The 25,415-nt window shown below is 72.0% G+C and carries 24 protein-coding genes; 17 read left to right on the plus strand and 7 right to left on the minus strand.

Features of this window, described 5'->3' with window-relative positions; all coding sequences use genetic code 11:
- Positions 1-196 precede the first annotated feature (196 nt).
- Entirely contained in the window at positions 197-1,159 is a 963-nt protein-coding gene (locus OG251_RS32965; RefSeq protein ID WP_326675893.1) for an electron transfer flavoprotein subunit alpha/FixB family protein, read from the minus strand.
- A gap of 78 nt (positions 1,160-1,237) precedes the next feature.
- Positions 1,238-2,023: an electron transfer flavoprotein subunit beta/FixA family protein gene (locus OG251_RS32970; protein ID WP_326680525.1), complete on the minus strand. Its 786-nt coding sequence runs from the start codon at positions 2,021-2,023 to the stop codon at positions 1,238-1,240.
- Between the two features lie 146 nt (positions 2,024-2,169).
- Here OG251_RS32970 and OG251_RS32975 point away from each other — a divergent pair, with 146 nt between their 5' ends.
- The gene (locus tag OG251_RS32975) at positions 2,170-2,862 is read left to right on the plus strand and encodes a TetR family transcriptional regulator (protein ID WP_326681496.1); all 693 of its coding nucleotides are present in this window, start codon (positions 2,170-2,172) and stop codon (positions 2,860-2,862) included.
- 114 nt (positions 2,863-2,976) lie between these two features.
- A complete protein-coding gene (locus OG251_RS32980) occupies positions 2,977-3,345 on the plus strand; it encodes a Zn-ribbon domain-containing OB-fold protein (protein WP_326681497.1) in 369 nt (122 codons plus the stop codon).
- Positions 3,346-3,512: 167 nt separating this feature from the next.
- On the opposite strand, the gene OG251_RS32985 is transcribed toward OG251_RS32980, so the two are convergent.
- On the minus strand, positions 3,513-4,211 hold the full coding sequence (locus tag OG251_RS32985) for a type 1 glutamine amidotransferase domain-containing protein (protein WP_326680526.1): 699 nt from the start codon (positions 4,209-4,211) through the stop codon (positions 3,513-3,515).
- Positions 4,212-4,293: 82 nt separating this feature from the next.
- On the opposite strand from OG251_RS32985, the gene OG251_RS32990 reads away from it, so the two are divergent.
- The 13 genes from OG251_RS32990 to OG251_RS33050 all read left to right on the plus strand — a co-directional run bounded on the left by OG251_RS32990 (position 4,294) and on the right by OG251_RS33050 (position 19,861).
- Positions 4,294-5,265 carry a LysR family transcriptional regulator gene (locus OG251_RS32990; protein WP_326680527.1) on the plus strand — a complete coding sequence of 324 codons (972 nt, stop codon included), beginning with the start codon at positions 4,294-4,296 and terminating at the stop codon, positions 5,263-5,265.
- 309 nt (positions 5,266-5,574) lie between these two features.
- Entirely contained in the window at positions 5,575-7,158 is a 1,584-nt protein-coding gene (locus tag OG251_RS32995) for an ABC transporter substrate-binding protein (protein WP_326680528.1), read from the plus strand.
- On the plus strand, positions 7,155-8,108 hold the full coding sequence (locus OG251_RS33000) for an ABC transporter permease (protein WP_326680529.1): 954 nt from the start codon (positions 7,155-7,157) through the stop codon (positions 8,106-8,108). Before OG251_RS32995 ends, OG251_RS33000 begins: the two co-directional genes overlap by 4 nt.
- A gap of 86 nt (positions 8,109-8,194) precedes the next feature.
- Positions 8,195-9,007 carry an ABC transporter permease gene (locus OG251_RS33005; RefSeq protein ID WP_326681498.1) on the plus strand — a complete coding sequence of 271 codons (813 nt, stop codon included), beginning with the start codon at positions 8,195-8,197 and terminating at the stop codon, positions 9,005-9,007.
- Positions 9,004-10,191: an ABC transporter ATP-binding protein gene (locus tag OG251_RS33010; RefSeq protein ID WP_326680530.1), complete on the plus strand. Its 1,188-nt coding sequence runs from the start codon at positions 9,004-9,006 to the stop codon at positions 10,189-10,191. The genes OG251_RS33005 and OG251_RS33010 overlap by 4 nt, the downstream gene beginning before the upstream one ends.
- A gap of 92 nt (positions 10,192-10,283) precedes the next feature.
- Positions 10,284-11,255, plus strand: coding sequence for an ABC transporter ATP-binding protein (locus tag OG251_RS33015; protein WP_326681499.1), 972 nt, complete (start codon positions 10,284-10,286; stop codon positions 11,253-11,255).
- Between the two features lie 236 nt (positions 11,256-11,491).
- Complete coding sequence (locus OG251_RS33020) at positions 11,492-13,333, plus strand: gamma-glutamyltransferase family protein (RefSeq protein ID WP_326680531.1); 1,842 nt, start codon at positions 11,492-11,494, stop codon at positions 13,331-13,333.
- A 45-nt stretch (positions 13,334-13,378) separates the two neighbouring features.
- A complete protein-coding gene (locus OG251_RS33025; RefSeq protein ID WP_326680532.1) occupies positions 13,379-14,224 on the plus strand; it encodes an inositol monophosphatase family protein in 846 nt (281 codons plus the stop codon).
- A gap of 153 nt (positions 14,225-14,377) precedes the next feature.
- Positions 14,378-15,793, plus strand: a complete 1,416-nt coding sequence (locus OG251_RS33030) for a phytoene desaturase family protein (protein ID WP_326680533.1) — start codon at positions 14,378-14,380, stop codon at positions 15,791-15,793.
- Positions 15,790-16,302 carry a GNAT family N-acetyltransferase gene (locus OG251_RS33035; RefSeq protein ID WP_326680534.1) on the plus strand — a complete coding sequence of 171 codons (513 nt, stop codon included), beginning with the start codon at positions 15,790-15,792 and terminating at the stop codon, positions 16,300-16,302. The genes OG251_RS33030 and OG251_RS33035 overlap by 4 nt, the downstream gene beginning before the upstream one ends.
- Before the next feature lie 254 nt (positions 16,303-16,556).
- A complete protein-coding gene (locus tag OG251_RS33040; protein ID WP_442818440.1) occupies positions 16,557-17,483 on the plus strand; it encodes a DUF5829 family protein in 927 nt (308 codons plus the stop codon).
- A gap of 365 nt (positions 17,484-17,848) precedes the next feature.
- A complete protein-coding gene (locus tag OG251_RS33045; RefSeq protein WP_326680535.1) occupies positions 17,849-19,321 on the plus strand; it encodes an AlkA N-terminal domain-containing protein in 1,473 nt (490 codons plus the stop codon).
- A gap of 21 nt (positions 19,322-19,342) precedes the next feature.
- A complete protein-coding gene (locus OG251_RS33050) occupies positions 19,343-19,861 on the plus strand; it encodes a methylated-DNA--[protein]-cysteine S-methyltransferase (protein WP_326680536.1) in 519 nt (172 codons plus the stop codon).
- Between the two features lie 74 nt (positions 19,862-19,935).
- Here the strand turns inward: OG251_RS33050 and OG251_RS33055 are convergent, their stop codons facing one another.
- Positions 19,936-20,520 carry a TMEM165/GDT1 family protein gene (locus OG251_RS33055; protein ID WP_073722850.1) on the minus strand — a complete coding sequence of 195 codons (585 nt, stop codon included), beginning with the start codon at positions 20,518-20,520 and terminating at the stop codon, positions 19,936-19,938.
- Positions 20,521-20,857: 337 nt separating this feature from the next.
- On the opposite strand from OG251_RS33055, the gene OG251_RS33060 reads away from it, so the two are divergent.
- Complete coding sequence (locus tag OG251_RS33060) at positions 20,858-21,262, plus strand: (2Fe-2S) ferredoxin domain-containing protein (RefSeq protein ID WP_326680537.1); 405 nt, start codon at positions 20,858-20,860, stop codon at positions 21,260-21,262.
- 64 nt (positions 21,263-21,326) lie between these two features.
- On the opposite strand, the gene OG251_RS33065 is transcribed toward OG251_RS33060, so the two are convergent.
- Both OG251_RS33065 and OG251_RS33070 read right to left on the minus strand, forming a co-directional pair.
- A complete protein-coding gene (locus OG251_RS33065; protein WP_326680538.1) occupies positions 21,327-22,604 on the minus strand; it encodes a hypothetical protein in 1,278 nt (425 codons plus the stop codon).
- Positions 22,605-22,787: 183 nt separating this feature from the next.
- Positions 22,788-23,282 (minus strand): NUDIX hydrolase, encoded by a 495-nt coding sequence (locus OG251_RS33070; protein WP_326680539.1) that lies wholly within the window; start codon positions 23,280-23,282, stop codon positions 22,788-22,790.
- A 134-nt stretch (positions 23,283-23,416) separates the two neighbouring features.
- Between OG251_RS33070 and OG251_RS33075 the strand changes: the two genes are divergently transcribed.
- The gene (locus OG251_RS33075) at positions 23,417-24,532 is read left to right on the plus strand and encodes a glycerate kinase (protein WP_326681501.1); all 1,116 of its coding nucleotides are present in this window, start codon (positions 23,417-23,419) and stop codon (positions 24,530-24,532) included.
- Between the two features lie 19 nt (positions 24,533-24,551).
- Here OG251_RS33075 and OG251_RS33080 read toward each other — a convergent pair whose 3' ends face one another.
- Complete coding sequence (locus OG251_RS33080; RefSeq protein ID WP_326680540.1) at positions 24,552-25,367, minus strand: PucR family transcriptional regulator; 816 nt, start codon at positions 25,365-25,367, stop codon at positions 24,552-24,554.
- Between the last annotated feature and the right edge of the window lie 48 nt (positions 25,368-25,415).

Raw genomic sequence — 25,415 nt, forward strand, 5'->3', positions numbered from 1 at the left:
TGGCACATGTCGAAGCAGGGGAACCGGTGAGATCGCGGTTGCCGCCGAGAACGCGGATGCCGCCGTCCTGCCCGCCGTGTGTCCCTCCACGGTGTCCGGTAATGGGTCGGGGCCGCGCGGTGGGTTTCACCGTGCGGCCCCGGGGTGCTAGCCCGCGCGCTGTGTGTTGCGCGCTGCGTGTTGTGCTGTGTGGGGGTCAGCTCTTGCGGGTGTTGATCTCTTCGGTGAGCTGGGGGACGACGTCGAAGAGGTCGCCGACGACGCCGTAGTCGACGAGGTCGAAGATCGGGGCCTCGGCGTCCTTGTTGATCGCGACGATCGTCTTGGACGTCTGCATCCCGGCCCGGTGCTGGATCGCGCCGGAGATCCCGGACGCGATGTACAGCTGAGGGGAGACCGACTTGCCGGTCTGCCCGACCTGGCTGGAGTGCGGATACCACCCGGCGTCGACCGCGGCACGCGAGGCACCGACCGCCGCGCCCAGGGAGTCCGCGAGCGCCTCGATCAGCGGGAAGTTCTCCGCACCGTTGACCCCGCGCCCGCCCGACACCACGATCGCGGCCTCGGTCAGCTCCGGACGGCCCGTCGACTCACGCGGCGTACGCGACACGACCCGCGCCGCGTTCTCCGTACCCGAGAACACCACCGCGAGATCCTCCAGGGCACCCGCGGCCCCGGCCGGCTCCACCGGCGCCGAGTTCGGCTTCACCGTGATCACCGCGACACCCCGCACCACCCGCGACCGCGTCGTGAACGACGCCGCGAACGCGGACTGCGTCGCGACGGGACCCGACTCACCCGCCTCCACATCCACCGCGTCCGTGATGATCCCCGAACCCGTCCGCACCGCCAGACGCGCCGCGATCTCCTTCGTCTCCGCCGACGACGGAAGCAGCACCGCGACCGGCGACACCGCGTCGAACGCCGCCCGCAGCGCATCGACCTTCGGCACCACCAGATACTCCGCGAACTCCGGCCCCTCCACCGCCAGCACCCGCACCGCACCGTGCGAACCCAGCACACCGGCCGTCTCCCGCGCACCGGCACCCACCGCGACAGCCACCGGATCACCCAGACGCCGCGCCAGCGTCAGCAGCTCCAGCGTGGGCTTGCGGACGGCACCGTCCACATGATCGACATAGACAAGAACTTCAGCCATGGGACTTCAATCTCCTGCGAAACGAAACGAAAAGGGCAATCACGAACTGAACGGAACAGCGGACCCGGAACGCGGGCCTCAGATGAACTTCTGGCCCGCGAGGAACTCGGCCAGCCGCCTGCCGCCCTCGCCCTCGTCCTTCACGATCGTGCCCGCCGTACGCGCCGGACGCTCGGCCACCGCGTCCACCACCGTCCACGCACCCGCCAGACCGACCTCACCCGCATCGATCCCCAGATCATCCAGATCCAGCGACTCGACCGGCTTCTTCTTCGCCGCCATGATCCCCTTGAACGACGGATACCGCGCCTCGCCCGACTGGTCCGTCACCGACACCACCGCCGGCAACGACGCCTCCAGCACCTCACTGGCCGTGTCACCGTCCCGCCGCCCCGTCACCACACCACCGGCCACCGACACCTCCGACAGCAACGACACCTGAGCCACCCCCAGCCGCTCCGCGAGCAACGCCGGCAGCACACCCATCGTGCCGTCCGTCGACGCCATCCCACAGATCACCAGATCGAACCCGGCACCCCCGACCGCCTTCGCCAGCACCAGCGACGTCCCCATCGCATCCGAACCGTGCAGACCCTCGTCCTCCACATGCACAGCCTTGTCCGCACCCATCGACAACGCCTTGCGCAACGCGTCCTTCGCGTCCTCGGGACCCACCGTCAGCACGGTCACCTCAGCCCCGTCCACCCCGTCCGCGATCCGCAACGCCTGCTCGACCGCATACTCGTCCAGCTCCGACAACAGACCATCGACATCCTCACGGTCCACCGTCAGGTCATCGGCGAAACGCCGGTCACCGGTCGCGTCGGGCACATACTTCACACAGACAACGATCCTCAAGCTCACGCCGGCTCTCCTACCTGGGTGTGGTTCGTAGTAACGAGATTATGGCACTCAGTACCCTCTGTAAAGGTACCTAGTGCCAAAGCTGTCCTTGCGGTGCTACGTTTCGCCGCATGACCGAGGCGCGCAGACCAGAGAAGAAGGCCCCCATGCGGGAGGTGCTCGCCCAGGCGGCCTTTCAGCTCTTTCTGGAGCGCGGTTTCGAGCAGACCACGGTGGACGACATCGTGGCGCGGGCCGGGGTCGGGCGCCGGTCGTTCTTCCGCTATTTCCCCTCCAAGGAGGACGCGGTCTTCCCCGACCACGAAAGCTGTCTCGCCGAGGTGACCGCCTTTCTGGCCACCGTCGACGACAGTGACCCGGTGGCTGCCGTGTGCGACGCCGCCCGGATCGTGCTGCGCATGTATTCCGTCAACCCCCAGTTCTCCGTGCAGCGTTACCGGCTCACCCGTGAGGTACCCGGTCTGCGTACGTACGAACTCTCCGTGGTGCGGCGCTACGAGCAGGCGCTGGCCGGCCATCTGCGGGGCCGGTTCGGTGAGACGGGGGACGAGGCGCTGCGCGCCGAGGTGATCGCCGCTTCGGTGGTCGCCGCGCACAACAACGGGCTGCGGCTGTGGCTGCGTTCGGGTGGTGCGGGTGATCCCGAGGCTGCCGTGGACCACGCCCTGGGCATGGTGCGGGATGTGTGGGGGAGTGGTGTCGAGCGTCCCGTGCCGGCCCGGGCGGTGGCGTCCGGCGGCAACGAGGTCATCGTCATGGTCGCCCCCAAGGGCACCCCGATGTGGCGCGTCGTGCAGCAGATCGAGTCGGTCGTGGGCCAGGGTTCGGCCGAAAAGTAGGCACTCAGTGCCTTTACCTCTCGGCACTCAGTGCCATATGGTGCGGACGCGCCGACATCGAGGTGCGGCGCGTCCGAGCCGAGCGCAGGGGGTAGAGCCGTGTCCCAGACAGGAATTGGCACCGTCCGGAGCGCGCACGAAGAGTGCGGCCTCTCCTACCACCGCTGCCGCTGGTGCGGCACCGCCTCCTTCCGGCGGCTGCTGTGCCCGGTGTGCGCGTCGAGCGATCTGGAGCCCGAACGCGGCACCGGACACGGGGTCGTCGTACGGAGCGCGGTGGTGCACCGCTACACGGAAGCGGCGCGCAACGAGTCCCTCGTGCGGTTCTCCGAAGGGTTCGTGTTCCGCTGCCGTGTCGTGGGCGTCGCTCCGCACCTGGTGGCGGCCGGTGCGCGGGTGCGGCCCGTGGCCGGAGTCGACCCGGACGAGGGCGACGTGGTCTTCGAGCTCTGTGAACCGCCCGTCCTCAACGCCTGGACCTGACGCCTCAAGAACACCTGAACCTGACGCCCGAGCCGAGGCTCAGCTGAGTTGAGCGCCGAGCCCAGTCGAGCGCCGAGCCCAGCTGGGCAACGAGCCCAGCCGGGCAGCGAGCCCGTCCGCCCCACCCCGCCCGGCTCGGGGTGCCCGTCGTGCGTGGCGGCCGTTCCTCAGGCTGCCAGCTTCTTGACCAGCTCGGCGGCCAGCGGAGCGGAGGACGCCGGGTTCTGTCCCGTGAGCAGGTTGCGGTCGACGATGACGAACGGGGCCCACGGCTCGCTCTCCTGGAAGTCGGCGCCGATCTCCACGAGGCGGTCCTGGAGCAGCCACTTGGCCTTGTCGGCCAGACCGGCCTGGCGCTCCTCGGCGTTGGTGAAGCCGGTGAGCCGGTATCCGGCGAACGCGTTGACGCCGTCGGACCCGGTGGCGGCGAGCAGCGCGGCCGGTGCGTGGCAGACGACACCGAGCGGCTTGCCGGATGCCAGGGCCTCGGTGAGCAGCCTCCCGGAGTCGGCGTTGACCGCGAGGTCCTCCATGGGCCCGTGACCGCCGGGGTAGAAGACGGCGTCGTACGCGTCGAGGTCCACACCCTCCAGTGCGATCGGCCTGCGCAGCTCGGTGAACGCGTCGAGTCCCGCGGCGACGCGGTCGGCCCCCTCCTGGCCGCCATTGACCTCAGGGGCGAGGCTGCCCCGGTCCACGGTCGGGACGACCCCGCCGGGGGTGGCGACGACGACCTCGTGGCCGGCGGCCTTGAAGGCCTCGTACGGAGCGACGGCTTCCTCGGCCCAGAAGCCGGTCGGGTGCTTGGTTCCGTCGGCCAGTGTCCAGTGGTCGGCACCGGTCACCACGAAAAGGATCTTTGCCATGTCACATGTCTCCGAAGGTCGGGTCGCTGATGCCTCCGACCGTAGGCCGGGCGACCCATAGGTCTCCAATAGGCTTGCCTCTATGAGAAATAAGGAATCCAATGGGTTGGCGGGACTGGGCCGGACAGCCGCAGTACCCGGCCGTCCGGCGGACCTGAATCTCCTGCGCACCTTCCTCGCCGTCCATCGGTCCGGATCGTTCACCGCCGCCGCGCGCCTGCTCGGCCTGTCGCAGCCGACGGTCACCACACAGATCCGGTCCCTGGAGCGGCAGCTGGGCCGCGAGCTGTTCGAGCGGCTGCCGCGCGGTGTCGCCGCCTCGCCCTTCGCCGACGAACTCGCCGCCAGGGTCGACGCCCCGCTCGACGCCCTCGCCGCGGTGGCGGGCGGCGGCCTCGGCTCGACGGACGAGGAGTTCCCGGCCGAGCCCGTACATCTGGCGGGCCCGGCCGAGGCGATGTGCGTGCAGGTGCTGCCCGCGCTGGCGTCCCTGGTGGCCGACGGCGTACGGCTGCGGGTGGTCACCGGCCTCACCGACCCGCTCCTGGACGAGTTGCGCGCGGGCCGCCACGACCTGGTCATCGCCACCGCCCGGCCGCGCGGGCGGGCGCTGGCGTCGGTGCCGCTGATGGACGAGGAGTTCGTGCTGGTGGCCGCGCCCGTCTGGGCGGCACGCACGGGCGGCCCGGCGCGGATCGCCGCCGAAGGCCCCGCCGTGCTGCACGGCGTCCCGCTGGTCACGTACGCCGAGGACCTGCCCATCGCCCGCCGCTACTGGCGCCATGTCTTCGGCGGGCGTCTCAGCGGTCGGGCCGCTCTTACCGTCCCCGACCTGCGCGGTGTTCTGTCGGCCGTCACGGCGGGGGCGGGCTTCACGGTGCTGCCCCGCTATCTCTGCCGGGCCGAACTGGCCTCGGGCGCCCTCGTCGCACTGCACGAGCCCGCGGACCCCCCGCTCAACACCGCGTACCTGGTCCAGCGCCCCGGCTCCACCGCCAACCCCGATGTCGCCCGCGTCCGTGACCACCTGGTGCGAGCCGCCCGCGCCTGGTGATCCGCGGCCCCGACCCTGCGGCCCCGGTCCGTAGCCCCGGTCCACCGTGGCCCCGGCCGTAACCCCGCTGGTCCACCGCCGCTCCGGCCCGTAGCCGCGGTCCACGGCTCCGATCCCGCGGCCCCGGCGCGCAGCTCCGGTCCACGGCTCCGATTCGCGGGCTCCGTTATCCGATCGTCAGGAAAATCCTGTCCGCTATGTGGGCGGAACTCTTGCCTTGCGGACTGTATGCGAAATACGGTCTGCGATATTCCCTTGATCACCCCTGGCGGGAGGTAGGCCCTCGTGCGCCGAAAAGCGGTTGCCCTGGTGGCAGTTGCGTTGGTGTCCCTCACCTCGGGCTGCGCGTCGTTGCAGTCCTCGGCGACCGAGGTCGGCGGTGTACGGAAGACCGATGACCGGTCCGTACGCGACGGCGGGACACTCACCGTGGCTCTCAACTCCGACCCGGACAAACTGGACCCCACCCTTGCCCAGACCCTCGTGGGCCGCACGGTCTTCGCCGGTATGTGCGAGAAGCTCTACGACATCGACGCGGACGGCACCGTGGTGCCGCAGCTCGCCGCCGCGCTGCCCGATGTCTCGGCCGACGGCCGCACCGTCACCCTGCGGGTGCGCCCCGGCCTGACGTTCAGCGACGGAACCCGGCTCGACGCGAAGGCGGTCGTCACCTCGCTGCTGCGCCACCGCGACCTCCCCGGATCGGCGCGCGGTACCGAGCTGGCCCCGGTCCGCACGGCGCTGGCCACCGGACCGCTCACCGTCCGCATGGTCCTCGACCACCCCTACGTACCCCTCACCGGTGTGCTCGCCGACCGGGCCGGGATGGTGATGTCACCGACCGCGCTCAAGAAGTACGGGAAGGACTTCACCAACCACCCCTCCTGCGTCGGCCCCTTCCGCTTCGTCGAGCGCGTCGGCGGCGACCGGATCGTGCTCAAGAAGGACCCGCACTACTACGACGCCGGCAAGGTCCACCTGGACGGCGTCGTCTACAAACCCATCCCCGACGGCAATGTCCGCCTCGCCAACCTGCGCTCCGGCGACCTCCAGATCGGCGACCAGATGGGGCCCGTCGACGTACGGAGCGCGCTGACCGAGCCGAAGCTCCAGCTGTTCAACTCACCCTCCCTCGGCTACCAGGGCATCGGCCTCAACGTCGGCAATGTGAACGGCCTCGGACAGAAGCCCGGGAAACTCGACACCCCGCTCGCCAGGGACGTCCGCGTCAGGGAAGCCTTCGAGCTCGCCATCGACCGCGACCTGATCAACAGGGTCGTCTTCCAGGGCATGTACGAACCGGCCTGCGGCCCGATCTCCCCGCAGTCCGCCATCGCCCCCGGCATCGAACCGGAGGACTGCCCCCGGCGCGATGTCGCCAAGGCCAGGAAGCTGCTGAAGGACGCCGGGGTGAAGACCCCGGTCAGGATCGAGCTGAAGACCTCCACCACCCCCGAACAGGGACGCGTCGGCCAGGTCCTCCAGGCCATGGTCAAGGAGGCGGGCTTCGAGCTGACGCTGCGGCCCACCGAGTACGCCACCATGCTCGCGGAGACCGACGCCGGTGACTACGACGTCTTCACCAGCGGCTGGTCCGGCCGGCTCGACCCGGACGGCAACGTCTCCAACTTCCTCAAGACCGCGGGCGCCATGAACGCCTACGGACTCGGTGACCCGGAGATCGACCGGCTGATCGCCCAGGGGCGCACCGTCGCCGACCCGGCCCGGCGCACCGGGATCTACAACGAACTCACCCGTCGCGTCCAGGACGCCCACGCGATGATCTACCTCTACCGGCAGAAGAACTACGTCGTCGCCACCAAGGACGTCGCGGGCATCCGCGTCTACGGCGACGGACTGGTCCGGGTCAAGACTGCGGGGTACACCCGATGACGAAATACCTGCTGACGCGCCTGCGGCAGTCCCTCATCACCCTCTTCCTCGTCAGCATCGTGGTCTTCGCCGGAATCCGGGCGCTGCCCGGCGACCCGGCGCTCGCCCTGGCCGGGGAGGAGCGCAGCCCCGAGGCGCTCGCCGCGATCCGCGAGAGCTACGGACTGAACGACAACGTCGTGGTCCAGTACGGACGGTTCATCGGCCACGCCCTCACCGGAGACCTCGGCACCTCCTCCCGTACCGGACTCCCGGTCGCCGACGCCATCGCACAGGCCCTGCCCGTCACCCTGGAACTGGCCGCGCTCTCCCTGCTCCTGGCCATCGTCGTCGGCATCGGCGCCGGAGTCGTCGCCGCCGTACGGCGCGGGAAGCCGGAGGAGTGGGTCGCCAACGCCATCGCGCTGATCGGCCTCTCCATCCCGACCTTCTGGCTCGGCATCGTGCTCGTCCTCGGATTCGCCATCGCCGTCCCCGTGTTCGCCGCTTCGGGATACGTCCCCTTCGGCACCGATCCGATCGACAACCTGCGCCGCATGGTGCTGCCCGCGATCGTGCTCGGCTCAGGGCTCGCCGCGGTCGTGATGCGGCAGACCCGCGCCGCGATGCTCGACTCGCTCTCCGCCGACTACGTCCGCACCGCCCGCGCCAAGGGTCTGTCCAGGCGCTCCGTCATCGGCGGACACGCGCTGCGCAACTCGCTCGTCACCGTGGTGACCGTGCTCGGCCTCCAGCTCGGCCATCTGATCTCCGGCGCCGTCGTCACCGAGCAGATCTTCGTCCTGCCCGGCTTCGGCAAGCTCACCATCGACGCCGTCTTCACCCGTGACTACGCGACGCTCCAGGCCGTGGTGCTCTGCACCTCCGCCGCGTACATCCTCATCAATCTGCTGGTCGACGTGGTCTATTCGGTCATCGACCCGCGCATCCGGCTCGGAGGTGCCCGGTGACCACAGCGACCCCAGAGACCTCGGCGCTCCCCACGCCGCCACCGGTCACCGAGCGCAGGAGGCGGGGCGGCGGCAAACTCCGCGCCCTGCGGCGCAACCGGCTCGCCCTCACCGGCGCGGTCATCGCCGCCGTCTTCATCCTCGCCGCCCTGTTCGCCCCGCTCATCGCCCCGTACGACCCGGCGCAGCCCGACTTCGGGAACGTACTCGCCGAACCCAGCTGGGCGCACTGGCTGGGCACCGACGACCTCGGCCGCGACCAGCTCTCCCGCATCGTCCACGGCGCCCGCGCCTCCATGCAGGTCGGCCTGGTCGCCGTGGTGCTGGCCTTCGTCGTCGGCGTACCGCTGGGACTGCTCGGCGGCTACTACGGCCGGTTCGCGGACAGTGCGGTGTCACGCCTCACCGACACCATGCTGGCGTTCCCGTTCCTGGTGCTCGCCGTCGGACTCGCCGCGATCCTCGGCCCGTCGCTGACCAACGCGACCATCGCCATCGGCATCTCCCAGATCCCCGCCGTCATCCGCATCACCCGGGCCGAGACCCTGCGGCTCAAGCATGTGGACTACGTGGGCGCGGCCATCGTCAACGGCGGCGGCGACGCCACCGTGCTCTTCCGGCACATCCTGCCCAACGCCACCTCCGCCCTGATCGTCCAGGCCACGGTCGGCATCCCCGCCGCGATCATCGGTGAGGCGCTGCTGAGCTTCCTCGGCCTCGGCGTCCAGCCGCCCGATCCCTCGCTCGGCGTGATGCTCTCCGGGGCCCAGTCCTTCCTGGCCCCCGCGCCCTGGCTGGCCGTCTTCCCGGGCCTGGCGATCGTCGCGGCGACCCTCGCCTTCAACCTGCTCGGCGACGGGCTGCGTGACGTCCTCGACCCCCGTGGAGGGACCCGATGACCGAGACCCTTCCCGAGACCGTACGGAGCCCACAGCCCGGACCCGTCCTGAGCGTGCGCGACCTCTCGGTCTCCTTCCGCTCCGACACCCGCACCGTGCACGCCGTCGACGGGGTCTCCTACGACCTCGCACCCGGTGAAGTCCTCGCCGTGGTGGGGGAGTCGGGCTGCGGCAAGTCCGTCACCTCGATGGCGACCATGGGACTGCTCCCGCCCACCGCCCGCGTCGGCGGATCGATCAGGCTCGGCGGGCGCGAACTGGTCGGCGCACCGGAGAGGGAACTCCAGAGGATCCGCGGCAAGGACATCGCGATGATCTTCCAGGAACCGATGACCTCGCTGAACCCGGTCCTCACCATCGGCCGGCAGATCGGCGAAGTGCTGCGCCGGCACCAGGGACTGAGCAAGAGGGAGGCCAAGGCGCGCGCCGTGGACCTCCTCGAACTGGTCGGCATCCCCGCCCCGTCCCGCCGCGTCGACGAATACCCGCACCAGCTGTCCGGCGGCATGCGCCAGCGCGTCATGATCGCCATCGCCGTGGCCTGCGACCCGTCCGTCCTCATCGCCGACGAGCCGACGACCGCGCTCGACGTCACGGTGCAGGCGGGCATCCTCGAAGTCCTCCAGTCACTGCGCGAACGCCTCGGCACCGCCATCGTCCTGGTCACCCACGACCTCGGTGTCGTCGCCGACGCCGCCGACCGGGTGCTCGTGATGTACGCGGGCCGCGCCGTCGAACAGGCCCCGGTCCACGACCTGTTCTCCTCCGGCCGCCACCCCTACACCCGCGGCCTGCTCGGCGCCGTGCTCCGGCCCGGCGGCGAGGGCAAACGCCGGCTCCCCGAGATCCCCGGCCTCGTGCCGAGCCTCGACAGCCAGCCCGACGCCTGCACCTTCACCCCGCGCTGTGCCCGCGCCGACGCCACGTGCACCGGGGGCCGCCCCGGCTTCCGGGCCGTCGGCCCACAGGCCGGAACGGACGCCGCGCACCGGACGGCCTGCTGGCACCCGTACGCCGCGGGCGAGGCGACCACCACCACTCTCGACGCCGGTGGAGTGACTGCCGCCGAGGCCGCGGGTGAGGTAACCGTCACCGGGGCCGCGGGAGCGGCGACCGCCGCCGAAGCTGCGGGTGCCGTGACCGCCGCCCATGACGCGCGACCCGACCAGGAGGCCGGAAAGTGACCACCGCACAGACCGTCCCCGCACCGCGCGAAAGCGGCGGAGCAGGCGAGGACACCCCTCACCCGCACCCCCCGGTGCTGGAGATCAACGCCATGGAACGGCACTTCGGGGCCTCCGGCGGCGGCACCGTCCGGGCCGTCGACGGAGTCTCGATCACCATCGGACGCGGCGAGGTCGTCGGCCTCGTCGGCGAGTCCGGCAGCGGCAAGTCGACCGTCGGCCGCTGCGCCGTACGCCTGGACGAACCCACCGCCGGAACCGTCCACATCAACGGCACGGACATCACCCACCTCTCCCGCCGCGCCCTGCGGCCCCTGCGCAAGGACTTCCACCTGGTCTTCCAGGACCCCTCGTCCTCGCTCGACCCGCGCATGACCATCGGCCAGATCATCGCCGAACCCATCAGGCTGCACCGCAGGGCACGGGGCGCGGCCGTACGGGAACGGGTCGAGCAACTGCTCGGCCAGGTCGGGCTGCGCCCCGAGCACGCCGACCGGCACCCCCACGAGCTGTCCGGCGGGCAGCGCCAGCGCATCTCGATCGCCCGAGCGCTCTCCTGCGACCCCGATCTGCTCGTCGCCGACGAACCGACCTCGGCGCTCGACGTGTCCGTCCAGGCATCCGTGCTCAACCTCCTCGCCGACCTTCAGCGCGACCGGGGCTTCGGCTGCCTGTTCATCACCCACGACCTGGCCGCCGTCGAATTCCTCGCCGACCGGATCGCCGTGATGTACCTCGGGCAGATCGTCGAACAGGCCCCGACCGCCGAGCTCTTCGCCGCCCCCAAGCACCCGTACACGCAGGCCCTGCTCTCCGCCGCCCCCGTCCCCGACCCGGTTCTCCAGCGCTCCCGCGAACGCATCGTGCTGCACGGCGAATTGCCCAGCCCGCTCGACCCGCCGCCCGGCTGCCGCTTCCACACCCGCTGCCCGCTCGCCACCGACCGGTGCTGCACCGAGATCCCCGTACTGCGTGAGATCCCCGGCGGACGGCAGGTCTCCTGCCACCTCGTGACCGACGACGGCACCGCACCCGACGCCACCGCACCGGGCGCCACCGCCTGACATCGGGCACGGACAGCCGGACAGCCGACCCGCGGTACAGACAGGACGGCCGTACAGCAGGACGGCGCGTACGTACGATCCGCACTGCAGCCTGTAGACCCGAGCACCCCAACGACCCGAGCACTCCAGAGCCCCGAGCACCCCAACGACCCGGGCACCCCAACGACCCGAGCACCCCGGGCACCCCCGAATCCCGTCCCTCAGAACCTCGCACGTCGCAGCAAGGAGCCGCATCCGTGTTCACCACCCGGCCGACCCTTCAGGGCACCTTCGGCATGGTGTCCTCCACCCACTGGCTCGCCTCGCAGTCCGCGATGGCCGTCCTGGAGGAGGGCGGCAACGCCTACGACGCGGCCGTCGCCGCCGGGTTCGTCCTGCACGTCGTCGAACCGCACCTCAACGGCCCGGCCGGTGAGGTCCCGATGATCCTGGCGCCCAAGGACGGCGCCGTACAGGTGCTGTGCGGCCAGGGCCCCGCCCCCGCGGGTGCCACCGTCGCGCACTACCGCTCCCTCGGCCTCGACCTGGTCCCCGGTACCGGACCGCTCGCCGCCGCCGTGCCGGGTGCCTTCGACGCCTGGATGCTGCTGCTGCGCGACCACGGGACCCGGACCGTCGCGGAGGTCCTGCGCTACGCGATCGGGTACGCCGAGGACGGCCACGCCCCCGTGGAGCGCATCGGCCAGACCGTGGAGACCGTCCGGGAGCTCTTCGAGACCGAGTGGCGCACCTCCGCCGACGTCTACCTCCCCGGTGGCAGGGCACCCCGGGCCGGCGAGCTGTTCCGCAACCCGGCCCTGGCCGCGACCTGGCGCCGTCTGATAGCGGAGGCCGAGGAGACCGGCGGCGAGGACCGCACCGCGCAGATCGAGGCCGCCCGCGCGATCTGGCGTACGGGCTTCATCGCCGAGGCGCTGGTCCGCCAGGCCGCCGTCCCCACCAAGGACACCAGCGGAAACCGCCACACCGGCACCCTCACCGCCGCCGACCTGGCGGGCTGGTCCGCGTCGTACGAGGCGCCGGCCACGTACGACTGGAACGGCTGGACGCTGGCCAAGGCGGCCGGCTGGAGCCAGGGCCCCGCCTTCCTCCAGCAGCTCGCCCTGCTCCCCGCCGAACTGCCCGCGTACGGCTCCGCCGACTACGTCCACCTGCTGATCGAGGGCTGCAAGCTCGCGATGGCCGACCGCGAGGCCTGGTACGGCGACGCCACCGACGTACCGCTCGACGCGCTGCTCTCCGAGCCGTACAACGCCGAGCGCCGCGCCCTGATCAGCGACACCGCGTCGCTGGAGCTGCGCCCCGGCAGCCCCGACGGCCGCACCCCGCTCCTGAGCGCGCACGCCCACGCGGTCGCCTCCGGCGAGTCCGGCTTCGACGCCCTGGGCATCCCGACGGCCGGAGTGGGCGAGCCGACCGTTGCCGGGCACGGCGCGGGCGCCGGTGAGCAGGTGGTCGCCCCGGACGGCGCCACCCGCGGCGACACCTGTCACGTCGACATCGTCGACCGCTGGGGCAACATGGTCTCGGCCACCCCCAGCGGCGGCTGGCTCCAGTCCAACCCGGTCGTGCCCGAGCTGGGCTTCCCGCTCGGCACCCGGCTCCAGATGGCCTGGCTGGAGGAGGGACTGCCGAACTCGCTGACCCCCGGCCGCCGCCCCCGCACCACGCTCACCCCGTCCCTCGCGCTGCGCGACGGCGTCCCCGTCATGGCGTTCGGCACGCCCGGCGGCGACCAGCAGGACCAGTGGCAGGTGCACTTCTTCCTCGCCGTCGCCCTGCGCGCCGAGGTCCGCGGCGGCCTCGACCTCCAGGGCGCCATCGACGCCCCGAACTGGCACAACGACAGCTTCCCCGGCTCCTTCTTCCCCCGCGGCATGCACCCGGGAAGCGTCACCGTCGAGGAGGGCATGGACCCGGAGGTGATCGGGGAACTGCGCCGCCGCGGCCATGACGTCACGGTCGGCAGCGCCTGGTCGGAGGGCCGGATGTGCGCGGTCGCCAGGGACCCGAGGACCGGCATCCTGTCCGCCGCCGCCAATCCGCGCGGGATGCAGGGATACGCGGTCGGCCGCTGACCGCCCGCCCGAGGAGTCCCCGGCGGAGCGTGCTTAGCTGGAGTCATGATCGATGACTTTCTGGCCGAGACCGCCGGGGACACCGGGCCGCTGACCGAGGTCGATGCGGCGGTCCGCGCCGCGGCCGCCGCCGAGATCATGCCGAGGTACCGGCAGCTCGCCGCGCACGAGATCATCGAGAAGAACGGCCCCCACGACCTGGTCACCACCGCCGACCGGCTCGCCGAGGAGCACCTCACCGCCTCCCTGACCAAGCTGCTGCCCGGTTCGGTCGTCGTCGGCGAGGAGGCGGTCCACGCCGACCCGGCGGTGTACGACGCGCTGGGCGGCGACGCGCCGGTGTGGATCGTCGACCCGGTCGACGGCACCCGCCAGTTCGTACGCGGGGAGACGGGCTTCTGCACACTCGTCGCGCTCGCGCACCACGGTGAGCTCCTCGCCTCCTGGACGTACGCCGCGGCACTGGACGAGATGGCCGTCGCGGTACGCGGCCGGGGAGCCACGCTCAACGGCGTGCCGATACGGTCCGGCTCGCCCGCTCCGGGTGCCGTCCTGAAGGTGGCGATGTCCCACCCCGACTACACCACCGACGCCCAGAAGCGGGCCCTCCTCGGCCTGCGCACCGACGGCATCGACGCCCGGCCCTGCGGTTCGGCCGGCCTGGAGTACCTCGCCGTGGCCCGCGGTACGTCGGACGCGGTCGCCTTCAACTGGGAGTACGCCTGGGACCACGCGGCGGGCCTGCTCCTGGTCACCGAGGCGGGCGGCACGCAGGCCACCCTGTCCGGCGCCCCCTTCCGTATCGCCGGCGGCAACGACCTGCCCTTCACCGCTGCCAGGGACGAGGCCACCGCGCGGCGCATCCTCGACGCGCTGCGCACGAGCGCCTGAGCAGAGGACGGTGCCGGTCCGGGGACGAGCAACCGGCCGGACCGGCCCCGTCGGACGGATGCCGGGGCCGATGAGGGGCCACCCCCGGCCCCACTGTCCGAGGGGCCTCATATCCTGGGTTCCTTGCCCATCGGCTGACGAAGGAGTCCGAAGGTGCCGTCGATGCTCGATGCTGTCGTCGTGGGGGCGGGCCCCAACGGACTGACCGCCGCAGTCGAACTGGCCCGCCGGGGCCTCGCCGTGGAGGTGTACGAGGCGGCGGACCGCGTCGGCGGAGGCGCCCGCACCGAGGAGCTGACCCTCCCCGGTTTCCGGCACGACCCGTGCTCCGCCGTGCACCCGCTGGGTATCGGCTCACCCGCGTTCCGGCAGATGCCCCTGGCCCGCCACGGCCTGGAGTGGCTCCAGCCCGAACTGGCGCTCGCCCACCCCTTCCCCGACGGTACGGCCGCCGTGCTCGCCCGGTCGGTGGGGAGGAGCGCGATGTCGCTCGGGCCGCGGGACGCCGGGGCCTACCGTCGGCTCGTCGCCCCCTTCCTCGGCCACTGGGACACCCTCGCCGCCGACTTCCTGCGCACCCCGTGGGACGGGCTGCCCCGGGACCCGTACCGCCTGGCCCGGTTCGGCGCACTCGGACTGCAGCCCGCGACCTGGCTCTCCCGGCGCTTCGGCGGCGACCGGGCCCGAGGTCTCATCGCCGGGCTCGGCGCCCATGCCATAGCGCCGACCAGCGGATTCGCCACCGGGGCCATCGCCCTGGTCTTCGCGCTCGCCGCCCACGAGAACGGCTGGCCGGTGCCGCGCGGCGGCTCGCAGGCCATCTCCGACGCCCTCGCCTCGTACCTCCGCGAACAGGGCGGCACCATCCGCACCGGCATCGAGGTCAAGCGCCTGGACGAACTCCCGCCCGCCCGCGCCTATGTCTTCGACACCTCGCCGACCGCCCTGGCCCGGATCGCCGGGCTCGGCGACACGTACCGCGGCTACCGCTACGGCGCCTCCGCCTTCAAGATCGACTACGCGCTGTCGGGCCCTGTCCCCTGGACCGCGGAGGACGCCCGGCGCGCCGGCACGGTCCATATCGGGCCCACCGCGGGCGAGATCGACACCGCGCTGCGGGCCGCCGTGGAGGGCCGGGACCCGAGCGTTCCGTTCCTGATCACCGCACAGCCGAGCCTCATCGATCCGTCCAGAGCTCCCGAGGGCCGCCATGTCTTCTGGGTGTACGGGCACGTCCCGGCCGGGTGGCAGGGCGACGCCACCGAGGTCATCGAGCGCCAACTGGAGCGTTTCGCCCCGGGGTTCCGTGATCTGGTGCTCGCCCGCGCCCTCTCCGGCCCTCCCCAACTCGCCGCGCGCAACGCCAATTACGTCGGCGGTGACATCGCCTGCGGGGCCTTCTCCGGACTCCAGACCCTGATCCGCCCCAAGCTCGCCCGTGTTCCCTACGCCACCGCCCGCCCGGCGGTCTTCCTCTGCTCCTCGGCCACTCCGCCGGGCCCCGGCGTGCACGGCATGTCGGGTCATCACGCGGCGAAGGCCGTCTGGCGTCGGCTGCGGTCCCGATGAGCGCGGGAGTGGGGCCCTCGGCGGGCCGCGTCGTGCTGGCACTGTTGGTACGTGACCTGACGTACGCGGACCTGGTGTCGTGCGGGTGGTCGGGGTCCCCCCACCATCTGACCGGCGTGGCGAAGCAGATCGAGCGTGCCCGGCTGGGTGAGGTCGACTACCTGGCGATCTGCCCGGCATCGGACATCCCCGTGGCGAAGGGCGGCATCGACTATCTGGTCAAGGAGGGCGCCGGGACGCTCTGGCAGCTCGCTGTGCACCCCGCGTTGCAGTCGTGCGGCATCGGTACGTTCCTCGTCCAAGCCGCCGAACTGCGGATCAGGGAACGCGGTCTGCGGCGTAGCGAACTGGCGGTGGAGGAGAGCAACCCCCGCGCACGGGCGCTCTACGAGCGACTGGGCTACGTCGCCTACGACCGGCAGCCGGATTCGTGGGAGGAGCGCGCCCCGGACGGATCGCCGCGCCGCTACGAAACGATGTGCACGTTGATGCGGAAGACACTCCCGTAGCTGCGGGCGGCCGACAGCCGGGGGGCCGGCGGCCAGGAGGGCAAGGCGGCCGGGCAGGCGGCCGACGGCCGGGCGGGGCGGCAACCGGGGCAGGGCAGGGCGGGGTTGCGTGCGGGTCGGCATGCAGGGCGGCGGCGGCCCGGAGCCGCCCGGCCGGCGCCACTCGCCACGCGCTCCGGGCTTCCGCGAAAATATCGGCGGCCGTCCACCGCCCGCCCTACGATCCACGCATGCTGTTTCGCCAGATGTTACGGATGGCCATGGTTCTCGCGGTGGCACTCGCGGTGACCCTTCCCGGCGTGATCGAGCACGGTACGGGGACCGCGCGCGCCGAGGGAAGCCGACAACCGCACGACCGGCAACTGCTCTTCTTCAACCACGCCTACGGGGTGTTCGACCGGGAGACCGCCGACGCCATCGAACACTCCGACTACCTCCGGGACTTCGCCAACTTCCAGGTCCGCACCACCACCGGCGCCGATGGACAGATCTGGACCGGCCGCTATCTGATGGGCCGTGAGACGTATCTCGAACTGTTCGGAGTGGGCGATCTGCCCGGCCAGGACGGCACCCTCGGATCGGCCGGGACGGGCGTCTCGACCGAGCGGTCCGGAGACCTGACGACGGTGATCCAGCGGCTGCGGGACCAGGGCATCACCGACCCCGTCGAGTTCCGCCAGACACGTGACTTCGGCGACGGTGTCCCGGTGCCCTGGTTCGACGCCGTCTTCACCTCCGCCCAGTACGACGCGTTCGGGGCCTGGGGGATGGAGTACCTGCCGGAGTACTTCGCCGACCCGCGCGGCAACACCGAGCCGGCCTCCTACCCCGGTGACGTCGGCCGGGAGCGCTACCTCTCCGACGACTACCGCGGCCATCTGATGCGCGACGTGGTGTCCATCCGCCTCGCGGTCACGGAAGGGGACCTGGACCGCACGGTGCCGTTGCTGCGGGCGGGCGGGTTCGTCGTCCGGACCGAGCCGGACGGGGGAGTCGTCGCCGTACGCGGGGGCACCGAGATCCGCCTCGACGCCGTCGCGCGCGACCGGGCGGGCCTGCGAAAGGTCGAGCTGTCGTTGAACCGGCCCGTGGCGGAACGGCACACCGAGCGGATCGGCCGGTCGACCCTCGTCGTCGGCCCGGGAAGCCGTGCCGTGTGGACCTTCGGCGACGGGGCGTAGGGGTCCCGCGCCCCTTGAACCCGGAGGTATAGGGAGCCCGCGGCCTCGCACCGGAGGCGTCGGGCTCGCACCCCCCTGAACCCGGAGGCGTAGAGGGCTCGTGCCCCGCACCCGGAGGCGTGGGGGCCCGCATCCGCCCCGCCCCGCCCCGTCCGGAGCAGAACATGGCAGGCGCCCGCGCTTTCGTGGGCGCCTGCCATGTCACCGTTCACACGCCTGCCATGTCACCCTTCACACAGCCGCCGTGTCCCCCCTTCGGACAGCTGCTATGTCACCTTCCACACAGCCGCCGTGTCGCATTTCCGCGCAACCTTGATGTCGGATTTCCGCCAGCCCTGCCCTCGCCGGTGACCGATGCTTGAACCATGCACACCGACACCGAGCGCTGCGTGCGGGCGGTCCAGTCCAAGGACGCCCGCTTCGACGGCTGGTTCTTCACCGCGGTCCTCACCACCCGGATCTACTGCCGTCCCAGCTGCCCCGTCGTACCGCCCAAGGTCCGCAACATGACCTTCTACCCCAGCGCCGCCGCCTGTCAGCAGGCCGGATTCCGGGCCTGCAAGCGCTGCCGGCCCGACACCAGCCCCGGCTCCCCGGAGTGGAACGCCCGCGCCGACTCGGTGGCCCGTGCCATGCGACTCATCCAGGACGGGGTCGTCGACCGTGAGGGCGTACCGGGTCTCGCGGCCCGGCTCGGCTACTCCGCCCGGCAGATCGAGCGCCAGCTCCTCGCCGAGCTGGGCGCCGGACCCCTGGCCCTGGCCCGCGCCCAGCGGGCCCAGACCGCCCGCCTGCTCATCGAGACCACCGCGCTCCCCATGGCCGAGGTGGCGTTCGCCGCCGGTTTCGCCTCCATCCGCACCTTCAACGACACCGTCCGCGAGGTCTTCGCCCTCGCCCCCGGCGAACTGCGCACCCGGGCCGCCCGGGGGCCCAAGGCGCCCGCCACCCCCGGCGTCATCGCGCTGCGGCTGCCGTACCGGGCCCCGCTCAACCCCAGCAACCTCTTCGGGCACCTCGCCGCGACCGCCGTGCCCGGCGTCGAGGAATGGCGCGACGGCGCCTACCGCCGCACGCTCACCCTCCCGTACGGGCACGGCATCGTCGCCCTGGCCCCGCAGTCCGACCACATCGCCTGCCGGCTCTCCCTCACCGACCCGCGCGATCTCACGCTCGCCATCAGCCGCTGCCGCTGGCTGCTCGACCTGGACGCCGATCCGGTCGCCGTCGACGAGCAGCTGCGCACCGACCCGCTGCTCGCCCCGCTGGTCGACAAGGCCCCGGGAAGGCGTGTGCCGCGCACCGTCGACGCGGCGGAGTTCGCCGTACGGGCGGTGCTCGGCCAACAGGTCTCCACCGCCGCCGCCCGTACCCACGCGGCCCGGCTGGTCACCGCCCACGGTGTCCCCGTCGAGGACCCCGAGGGGGGCCTGACCCACCTCTTCCCCACCCCGGAGGCGCTGGCGGGGCTCGACCCCGAGTCGCTCGCCCTGCCCCGCAGCCGCCGTACCACCCTCACCACGCTCGTCACCGCCCTCGCCGACGGATCGCTGCGCCTGGGCAACGACAGCGACTGGGGCAGGTCCCGAGCGGAACTCACCGCACTGCCCGGCTTCGGCCCCTGGACGGTCGAGGTGATCGCCATGCGGGCCCTCGGCGACCCGGACGCCTTCCTGCCCACCGATCTCGGCATCCGCAGGGCGGCGGAGCGGCTCGGTCTCCCCGCCACCCCCGCCGCCCTCACCGCACGCGCCGCGGACTGGCGGCCCTGGCGGGCGTACGCGGTCCAGTACCTGTGGACCGTTGACGACCACCCCATCAACCACCTGCCCGCCTGACCGCGAAAGGACCCCCACCCCATGTCTGCCGACCACGCGGAGACCAAGCGGTACACGGTCACCGACAGCCCGTACGGCCCCCTGACGCTCGTCGCCACGGACGGTGTCCTGTCCGCCATCTATATGACCGGGCAGCGCCACCGCCCCCCGGAGGAGACCTTCGGCGAGCCCGACCCGCGCCCGTTCCCCGAGGTGATCCGCCAGTTGGACGCGTACTTCGCGGGCGAGCTGACCGAGTTCGACCTGCCGCTGCGGCTGGCCGGAACCCCGTTCCAGCAGAGTGTCTGGGCCGAGCTGCTGAAGATCCCGTACGGAGAGACCCGCTCCTACGGCGAACTGGCCGAACAGCTCGGCAAGCCCGGCGCCTCCCGGGCGGTCGGCCTCGCCAACGGCAAGAATCCGGTCTCGATCGTCGTCCCGTGCCACCGGGTCATCGGTGCGTCGGGCAGCCTCACCGGATACGGCGGTGGGCTCGACCGCAAGCAGCGGCTGCTCGCCTTCGAGAACGGTACGGAGATCGACGTACCGGCGCTGTTCTGACCAGCCCCCCACGGGACGGCCCGGCGGCGGGAGCCGGGCCGCTCGGCCCCGGCTCCCGCCGCACGCTTGCCGCGTCAGGCGGTGAAGATCTCCACGACCGACCAGATGGCGAGGCCGAGCATGCAGAAGCCGCCGATGCGCTGAACGGTCTTCAGCGGCACCCGCTTGGCGATGAAGCGGCCCGCCAGCAGTGCCAGCGCGGAGACGGACATCAGGGCGGCGGCGGAACCGATCGCCGTGGACCAGGTGCCGTTGCTCGCTGCGAGGTTGGCGGTGGTGATCTGGGTGAGGTCGCCCCATTCGCTGATGAAGACCGCCATGAACGCGGTCGAGTAGACCGGCCAGAAGCCCGTGACGGTCTTGACCTCGCCGTCCTCCTCGTCGTCGCCGCTCCCGCTGCGCAGCAGCATGAACGCACCGAACGCGAAGAGCGAGGCCGAGACCAGCTTGACGATCCAGTCGGGCAGCAGCCCGATCAGGCTGCCGGCACCGACCGCGATGGCCACATGCACGATGAACGCGGACGAGGTGCCGAACCAGACGTAGAGCGGACGCATGCGCGTGCCCATGGCCAGCGAGGCGAACATCGTCTTGTCGGGGAGCTCCGCGAGGAAGATCAGCCCGAAGGCGGTAAGGATCGCCAGTGGGTCGAGATGCATTCCGGGTGGCTTTCTGTTGAGAGCCGGGCCCCGGGTCTCGCGAAGCGCCGTTCGGGCTTTTCGGAGGACCACTCGGCCCGGCATGACGGCAGCGCCCGCAGGGCGCGGGCGTGTCATACCTGACCGAAGGTCTCGCCCGCCCGTAAGCATCTACGAGCCCGGCCACCGGGAACCCGAGGGCTCCAGTGTGTCGACGACCGGTTTGCGGGGCTACTCCCCTTCGCAGCCATCAACATTACCCCACCGGGTCCGCCGGGGGTGTAGCTGTTCGAGGCGGAGGGCGCTCGGTAGAGTCGCCGGTGATCATCAGCGCCCGTCACGACCGGAAGTGCCCCGCATGAGCCGACGCCCCCGCAAGGCCGCCCCCGCCGAGGGCCCGCCCCGGCCCACCGTCAGTGTCTGCCGGGGCTGCTGCTGCGGGACGGAGAAGATCCCCGGCGTGGACCATGCCGGGCAGCTCGCCCAGTTGCGGGAATCCCTCGGCCCCGCCGCCACGGTGCGTGCGGTGGAGTGCCTGGACGCCTGTGAGCAGGGCAATGTCATCGTCGTCCAGCCCTCGTCCGACGGCCGGCGGGCCGGGGGCCGCCCGGTCTGGCTCGGTCTGGTCAACGACCCGGACGCCGTGGCGGACATCGCGACCTGGGCGGCGGCGGGCGGGCCGGGGCTCGCGGACGCTCCGGAGATCCTCGACCTGTACGTCTTCAAGCCCTCGCGCCGCGTCCAGGCGGAACTCGACCACTAGCCCGTATCCGAGAGCCGTGGCCGCGGCCGTGTCCGCGATGCCCCGGTCGCCGCGCGTGCGGGTGTCAGACCGCAGGGACAACAGGGCTGAACGGCGACGGGGTGCGCCCGGTCCAGGTGTTGAGCACGGCGGTCGCGGTCTGCTTGGTCACCCCGCCGTCCTGAACCGTGCCGCTGCGCGCCACGTAGAAGCGTCCGTCGTCGAGCGAGACCAGCCCGTACTGGCCGTACTGTCCCGGGGCCGGCCAGCCGTACGTCCCGGTCGGCGCATCGTGCAGGCCCCCGCGCAGCAGCGGGAGCAGCAGCCCGCGCTCGGGCTTCCGCTGCCCGCGGACGGTGCCCCGTACCGGCTTCTTCGAGCCGTCGAGAGCGAAGACCGTGTAGTTGGGGAAGCCCGGCTTGGTGCCCTTGTAGGCGGCCAGCAGCCAGTTGCCGCTGTATCCGTCGAACTCCAGATTCTGCACGCCGTACGTGGTGTTCCCGGTGTACGCGAAGTACTTGCCGTCGACCCGGGCGGGGCCGCTGGTGTGCGGGGCGGCCTCGGTCAGCGGGCGCTCGTACGTCCTCCACCGTCCGATGTCGTACTGGAGCAGGACCTGGTGGTCGTTGTCCGTGCGCGCGGTGTTGGCGTACACGCCGTACGCGACGGTCAGCCGCTGCTTCCCGTGCTTCCTGCCGAACTCCGGGCCGAAGGCCACCCCGTCGATGCCGCTGCAGCCGTACCGGTGGTCGGGGGTGTTGCCGGTGTCCCCGTCGAAGACCCCGTCGCCGTTCATGTCGGCCGTGAAGTCCCGTACGACCTCCTTGAGATAGACGGTCGAGACGACACCCGTGGCCTGGGCGTCCATGCCCATGCGGTTGATGCGGTCACCGTCGAGGATCGCGATGTAGAACGACTTCGCGGCCTTGTACTCCAACGAGCCGTAGACCCTGCCGTCCTGCGCGTTGAAGTCCAGATCGCCGAGGTGGCCGGTGAACCCGGTGACCGAACCCACCGGCCTGCCCCTGAGATCGGTCTTGACCAGCAGATTCGTGAACGAGAAGTACACGAAGCCCTTGCGGCGGTCGATGGCCATGCCCTGGACGTGACCGGACTGCCAGGCGCCGCCGTCGACCGACGACGGCAACCGGCGCGGAACGCCCACCCGTTGCCCGTCCGGTACGCCGGTCCGCGCGGCGGTCGAGGGGGCGGGCGCCGGAGCGGATACGGAGTTGCGTGCGGGTACGGGGACGGGTGCGGCAGCCGCGGCCGCGCCCCCTGCCGTGCCGATAACCGCCGTACAGGCCAGTGCCGTTGTCGCCGTCCTCCACAGGCCGCCGAAATGTCCCTCGAGTCTGCGCATGACCCCTCCGCTGTCGTGGAGCTCGGATGATGCCGGGCGTGGATGCACGACGGACCAATGGCGCGTGAACGAGCGAGTCCGGCGCGCGGCGGCACTCCAGGAGGTTGGCATGGGCATGATGATCGAAGCGAGAGGGCGTCCTGCGTCCGAGTGCCGCGTGCGCGTGTCGGAGGTGGTTCCGGTTCAGGAGGTGACCGGCTTGCCGTCCTCCAACTCCACTGTTCCCGCGCCCGAATTCACCACCTCCAGCCCCGCCCGTACCCGCAGCCGCAGGGTGCCCGGCAGATGGTCGTCCAGTTCGGCGGGCTCCACCAGCTTCCAGGACAGGAGTTCCTCCTCCTGGAGCCGGATCGCCGCGAACTGCTCCTCGGTCAGCACCCCTCCGTCGTACAGATACGCGGCGATCGGCGGTCGCGCCGTGCCGCGTGTCCAGTCGACGGCGAGCAGCCGGCCCGGTTCCAGGTCGAGCCCGATCTCCTCGGCCGTCTCCCGGCGCGCCCCCTGCCGAGGGCTCTCACCGGTGTCGGACTCGACCGTTCCGCCGGGCAGGGCCCAGCCGTCCCGGTAGTTCGGCTCGACGAGCAGGACCCGGCCCCGGTCGTCCCGGAACAGCGAGGCAGCGGCTGCCAGGACCCGGGGGAGTCCGGCGATGTACGTGGCGTAGTCAGTGGTGGTCACCCCACGCAGCGTAGTGGGGCGGCCGGGTGCGCTTATGGACGCCCATGGGCAGATCAGGGGTCCTGCGGATAGGGTCGGGGCGGCGCGACTGCCTGTTCGAAAGCAAGGGATGCAAGGTGACGGACGGAGCAGAGATGGAGACCGCGCGCGTGCTCGTCGCGGCGGACAAGTTCAAGGGATCGCTCACGGCCGTACAGGTCGCGGAGCGGGTGACGGCCGGGCTGCGGTCCGTCGTCCCCGATGTACGGGTCGAGACCCTGCCCGTCGCGGACGGTGGCGACGGCACGGTCGCGGCGGCGGTGGCGGCCGGATTCGAACGCCGTGAGGCGCGGGTGACCGGTCCGCTCGGGGAGCCGGTGACCGCGGCGTACGCGCTGCGCGAGGGAACCGCGGTGGTGGAGATGGCCGAGGCATCGGGCCTCCAGCACCTCCCCGCAGGGGTGTTCGCCCCGCTCACCGCCACCACGTACGGCTCCGGCGAACTGCTGCGGGCCGCGCTCGACGCGGGCGCCCGGACCGTGGTGTTCGGGGTCGGCGGCAGCGCCACCACGGACGGTGGCGCGGGCATGCTGGCCGCGCTCGGCGCCCGCTTCCTGGACGCGGACGGCAAGCCCGTCGGCCCCGGCGGGGGCGGCCTCGCCGATCTGGCCGAGGCCGATCTGGCGGGGCTCGACCCGCGCCTCGCGGACGTCGACCTGATCCTGGCCAGCGACGTGGACAACCCGCTGACCGGGCCGAAGGGCGCCCCCGAGGTGTACGGGCGGCAGAAGGGCGCGACCGAGGAGGACATCGCGGTCCTCGACGCGGCCCTCACCCACTACGCCTCGGTCCTGGGCCCCGAGTACGCCGTCCTGCCCGGCGCGGGCGCGGCCGGAGGCATCGGCTACGGAGCGCTGGTCGCCCTCGGCGCCCGCTTCCGGCCGGGCATCGAGGTCATGCTGGACGTCCTCGGCTTCGCACCGGCGCTCGCCCGGGCCACGCTGGTCATCACCGGCGAGGGCTCGCTGGACGAGCAGACCCTGCACGGCAAGGCCCCGGCGGGCGTCGCCGCGGCCGCCCGAGCCGCCGGAATCGAGGTCGTCGCGGTCTGCGGCCGGCTCGCCCTGTCGCCACAGGCGCTGGGCACCGCGGGCATCCGGCGCGCCTACGCCCTCACCGAGCTGGAACCGGACCCGGCGGTCTCCATGGCCCAGGCCGGGCCGCTGCTGGAGCGGGTGGCCGCCTCGATCGCCCGGGACTTCCTGAGCTGACGGCGGGCGGCACGTTCGGTCACGGGGGTCGGGGGGCGCGGTCACCGGCCCCCGGACCCCCGTCCGCGTACCCCGCGGACCCTATGTGCCCCGCGGGCCGTGCCGTTGGTGGCGGCAGCCGGAACGCGTCCAGCGCCAGCATGACCTCGATCAGCTCCCGCGGCGTCGACAACGAGCGCGACGTCAGCCGCTCCAGCCGCCGCAAGCGGTTGAACACCGTGTTCCGGTGGCAGCGCAGGCGTTGTGCGGTCCGTCCCACCGACCCACCGCACTCCAGCCACTCCTCCAGCGTCCCCACCAGCAGTTCCCGCTCCGCCGGAGCCAGGGCCAGCAGCGGTCCGAACACCTCGGTGACCAGACTGGCGCTCAGCTCCGGCCGGCTCACCAGCAGGGCGGAGGGCAGCCGCTCGTCCAGCCGGACGATCTCCCGCGTCCGCGGGGCGCAGGTCAGCAGGGCGAAACCGGCCAGCCTGCGGGCCAGGGCGAGTTCGGCCAGGCCGTCCACCACCGGGCTGATACCGCCCGGACCGGCGTCCCGCTCCGTCAGCAGCGCGGCAGGCCCGGTGAGGCTCCCTTCCCCCAGCGCGACGACGGCGATCTCACAGTCCGCCCGCGTCCGCCAGCACCACCGCATGCCGTCCGCGTCCCGGGCCCACCGCACCGGCTCGTGCCGGGTCGGCCCACCGTGCCCGGTGCCCAGGACGGCCACCGCGTAACGCCCCCGCTCGGGCAGCCCCAGGCCCGCCGCCGCGCGCCGGGCGAGGCCCGGCGACGGGCGGCTCTCCAGCAGCGCGTCGAGCAGTGCCCGGACCCGCTCGTCACTGCGCCGCTGCATCCTCTGCTCCGTTCCGCGGGCTCTGCGGCCGCTCATGCCCGGTGAGGA

The sequence above is a fragment of the Streptomyces sp. NBC_01237 genome (assembly GCF_035917275.1).
Taxonomy (GTDB): Bacteria; Actinomycetota; Actinomycetes; order Streptomycetales; family Streptomycetaceae; genus Streptomyces.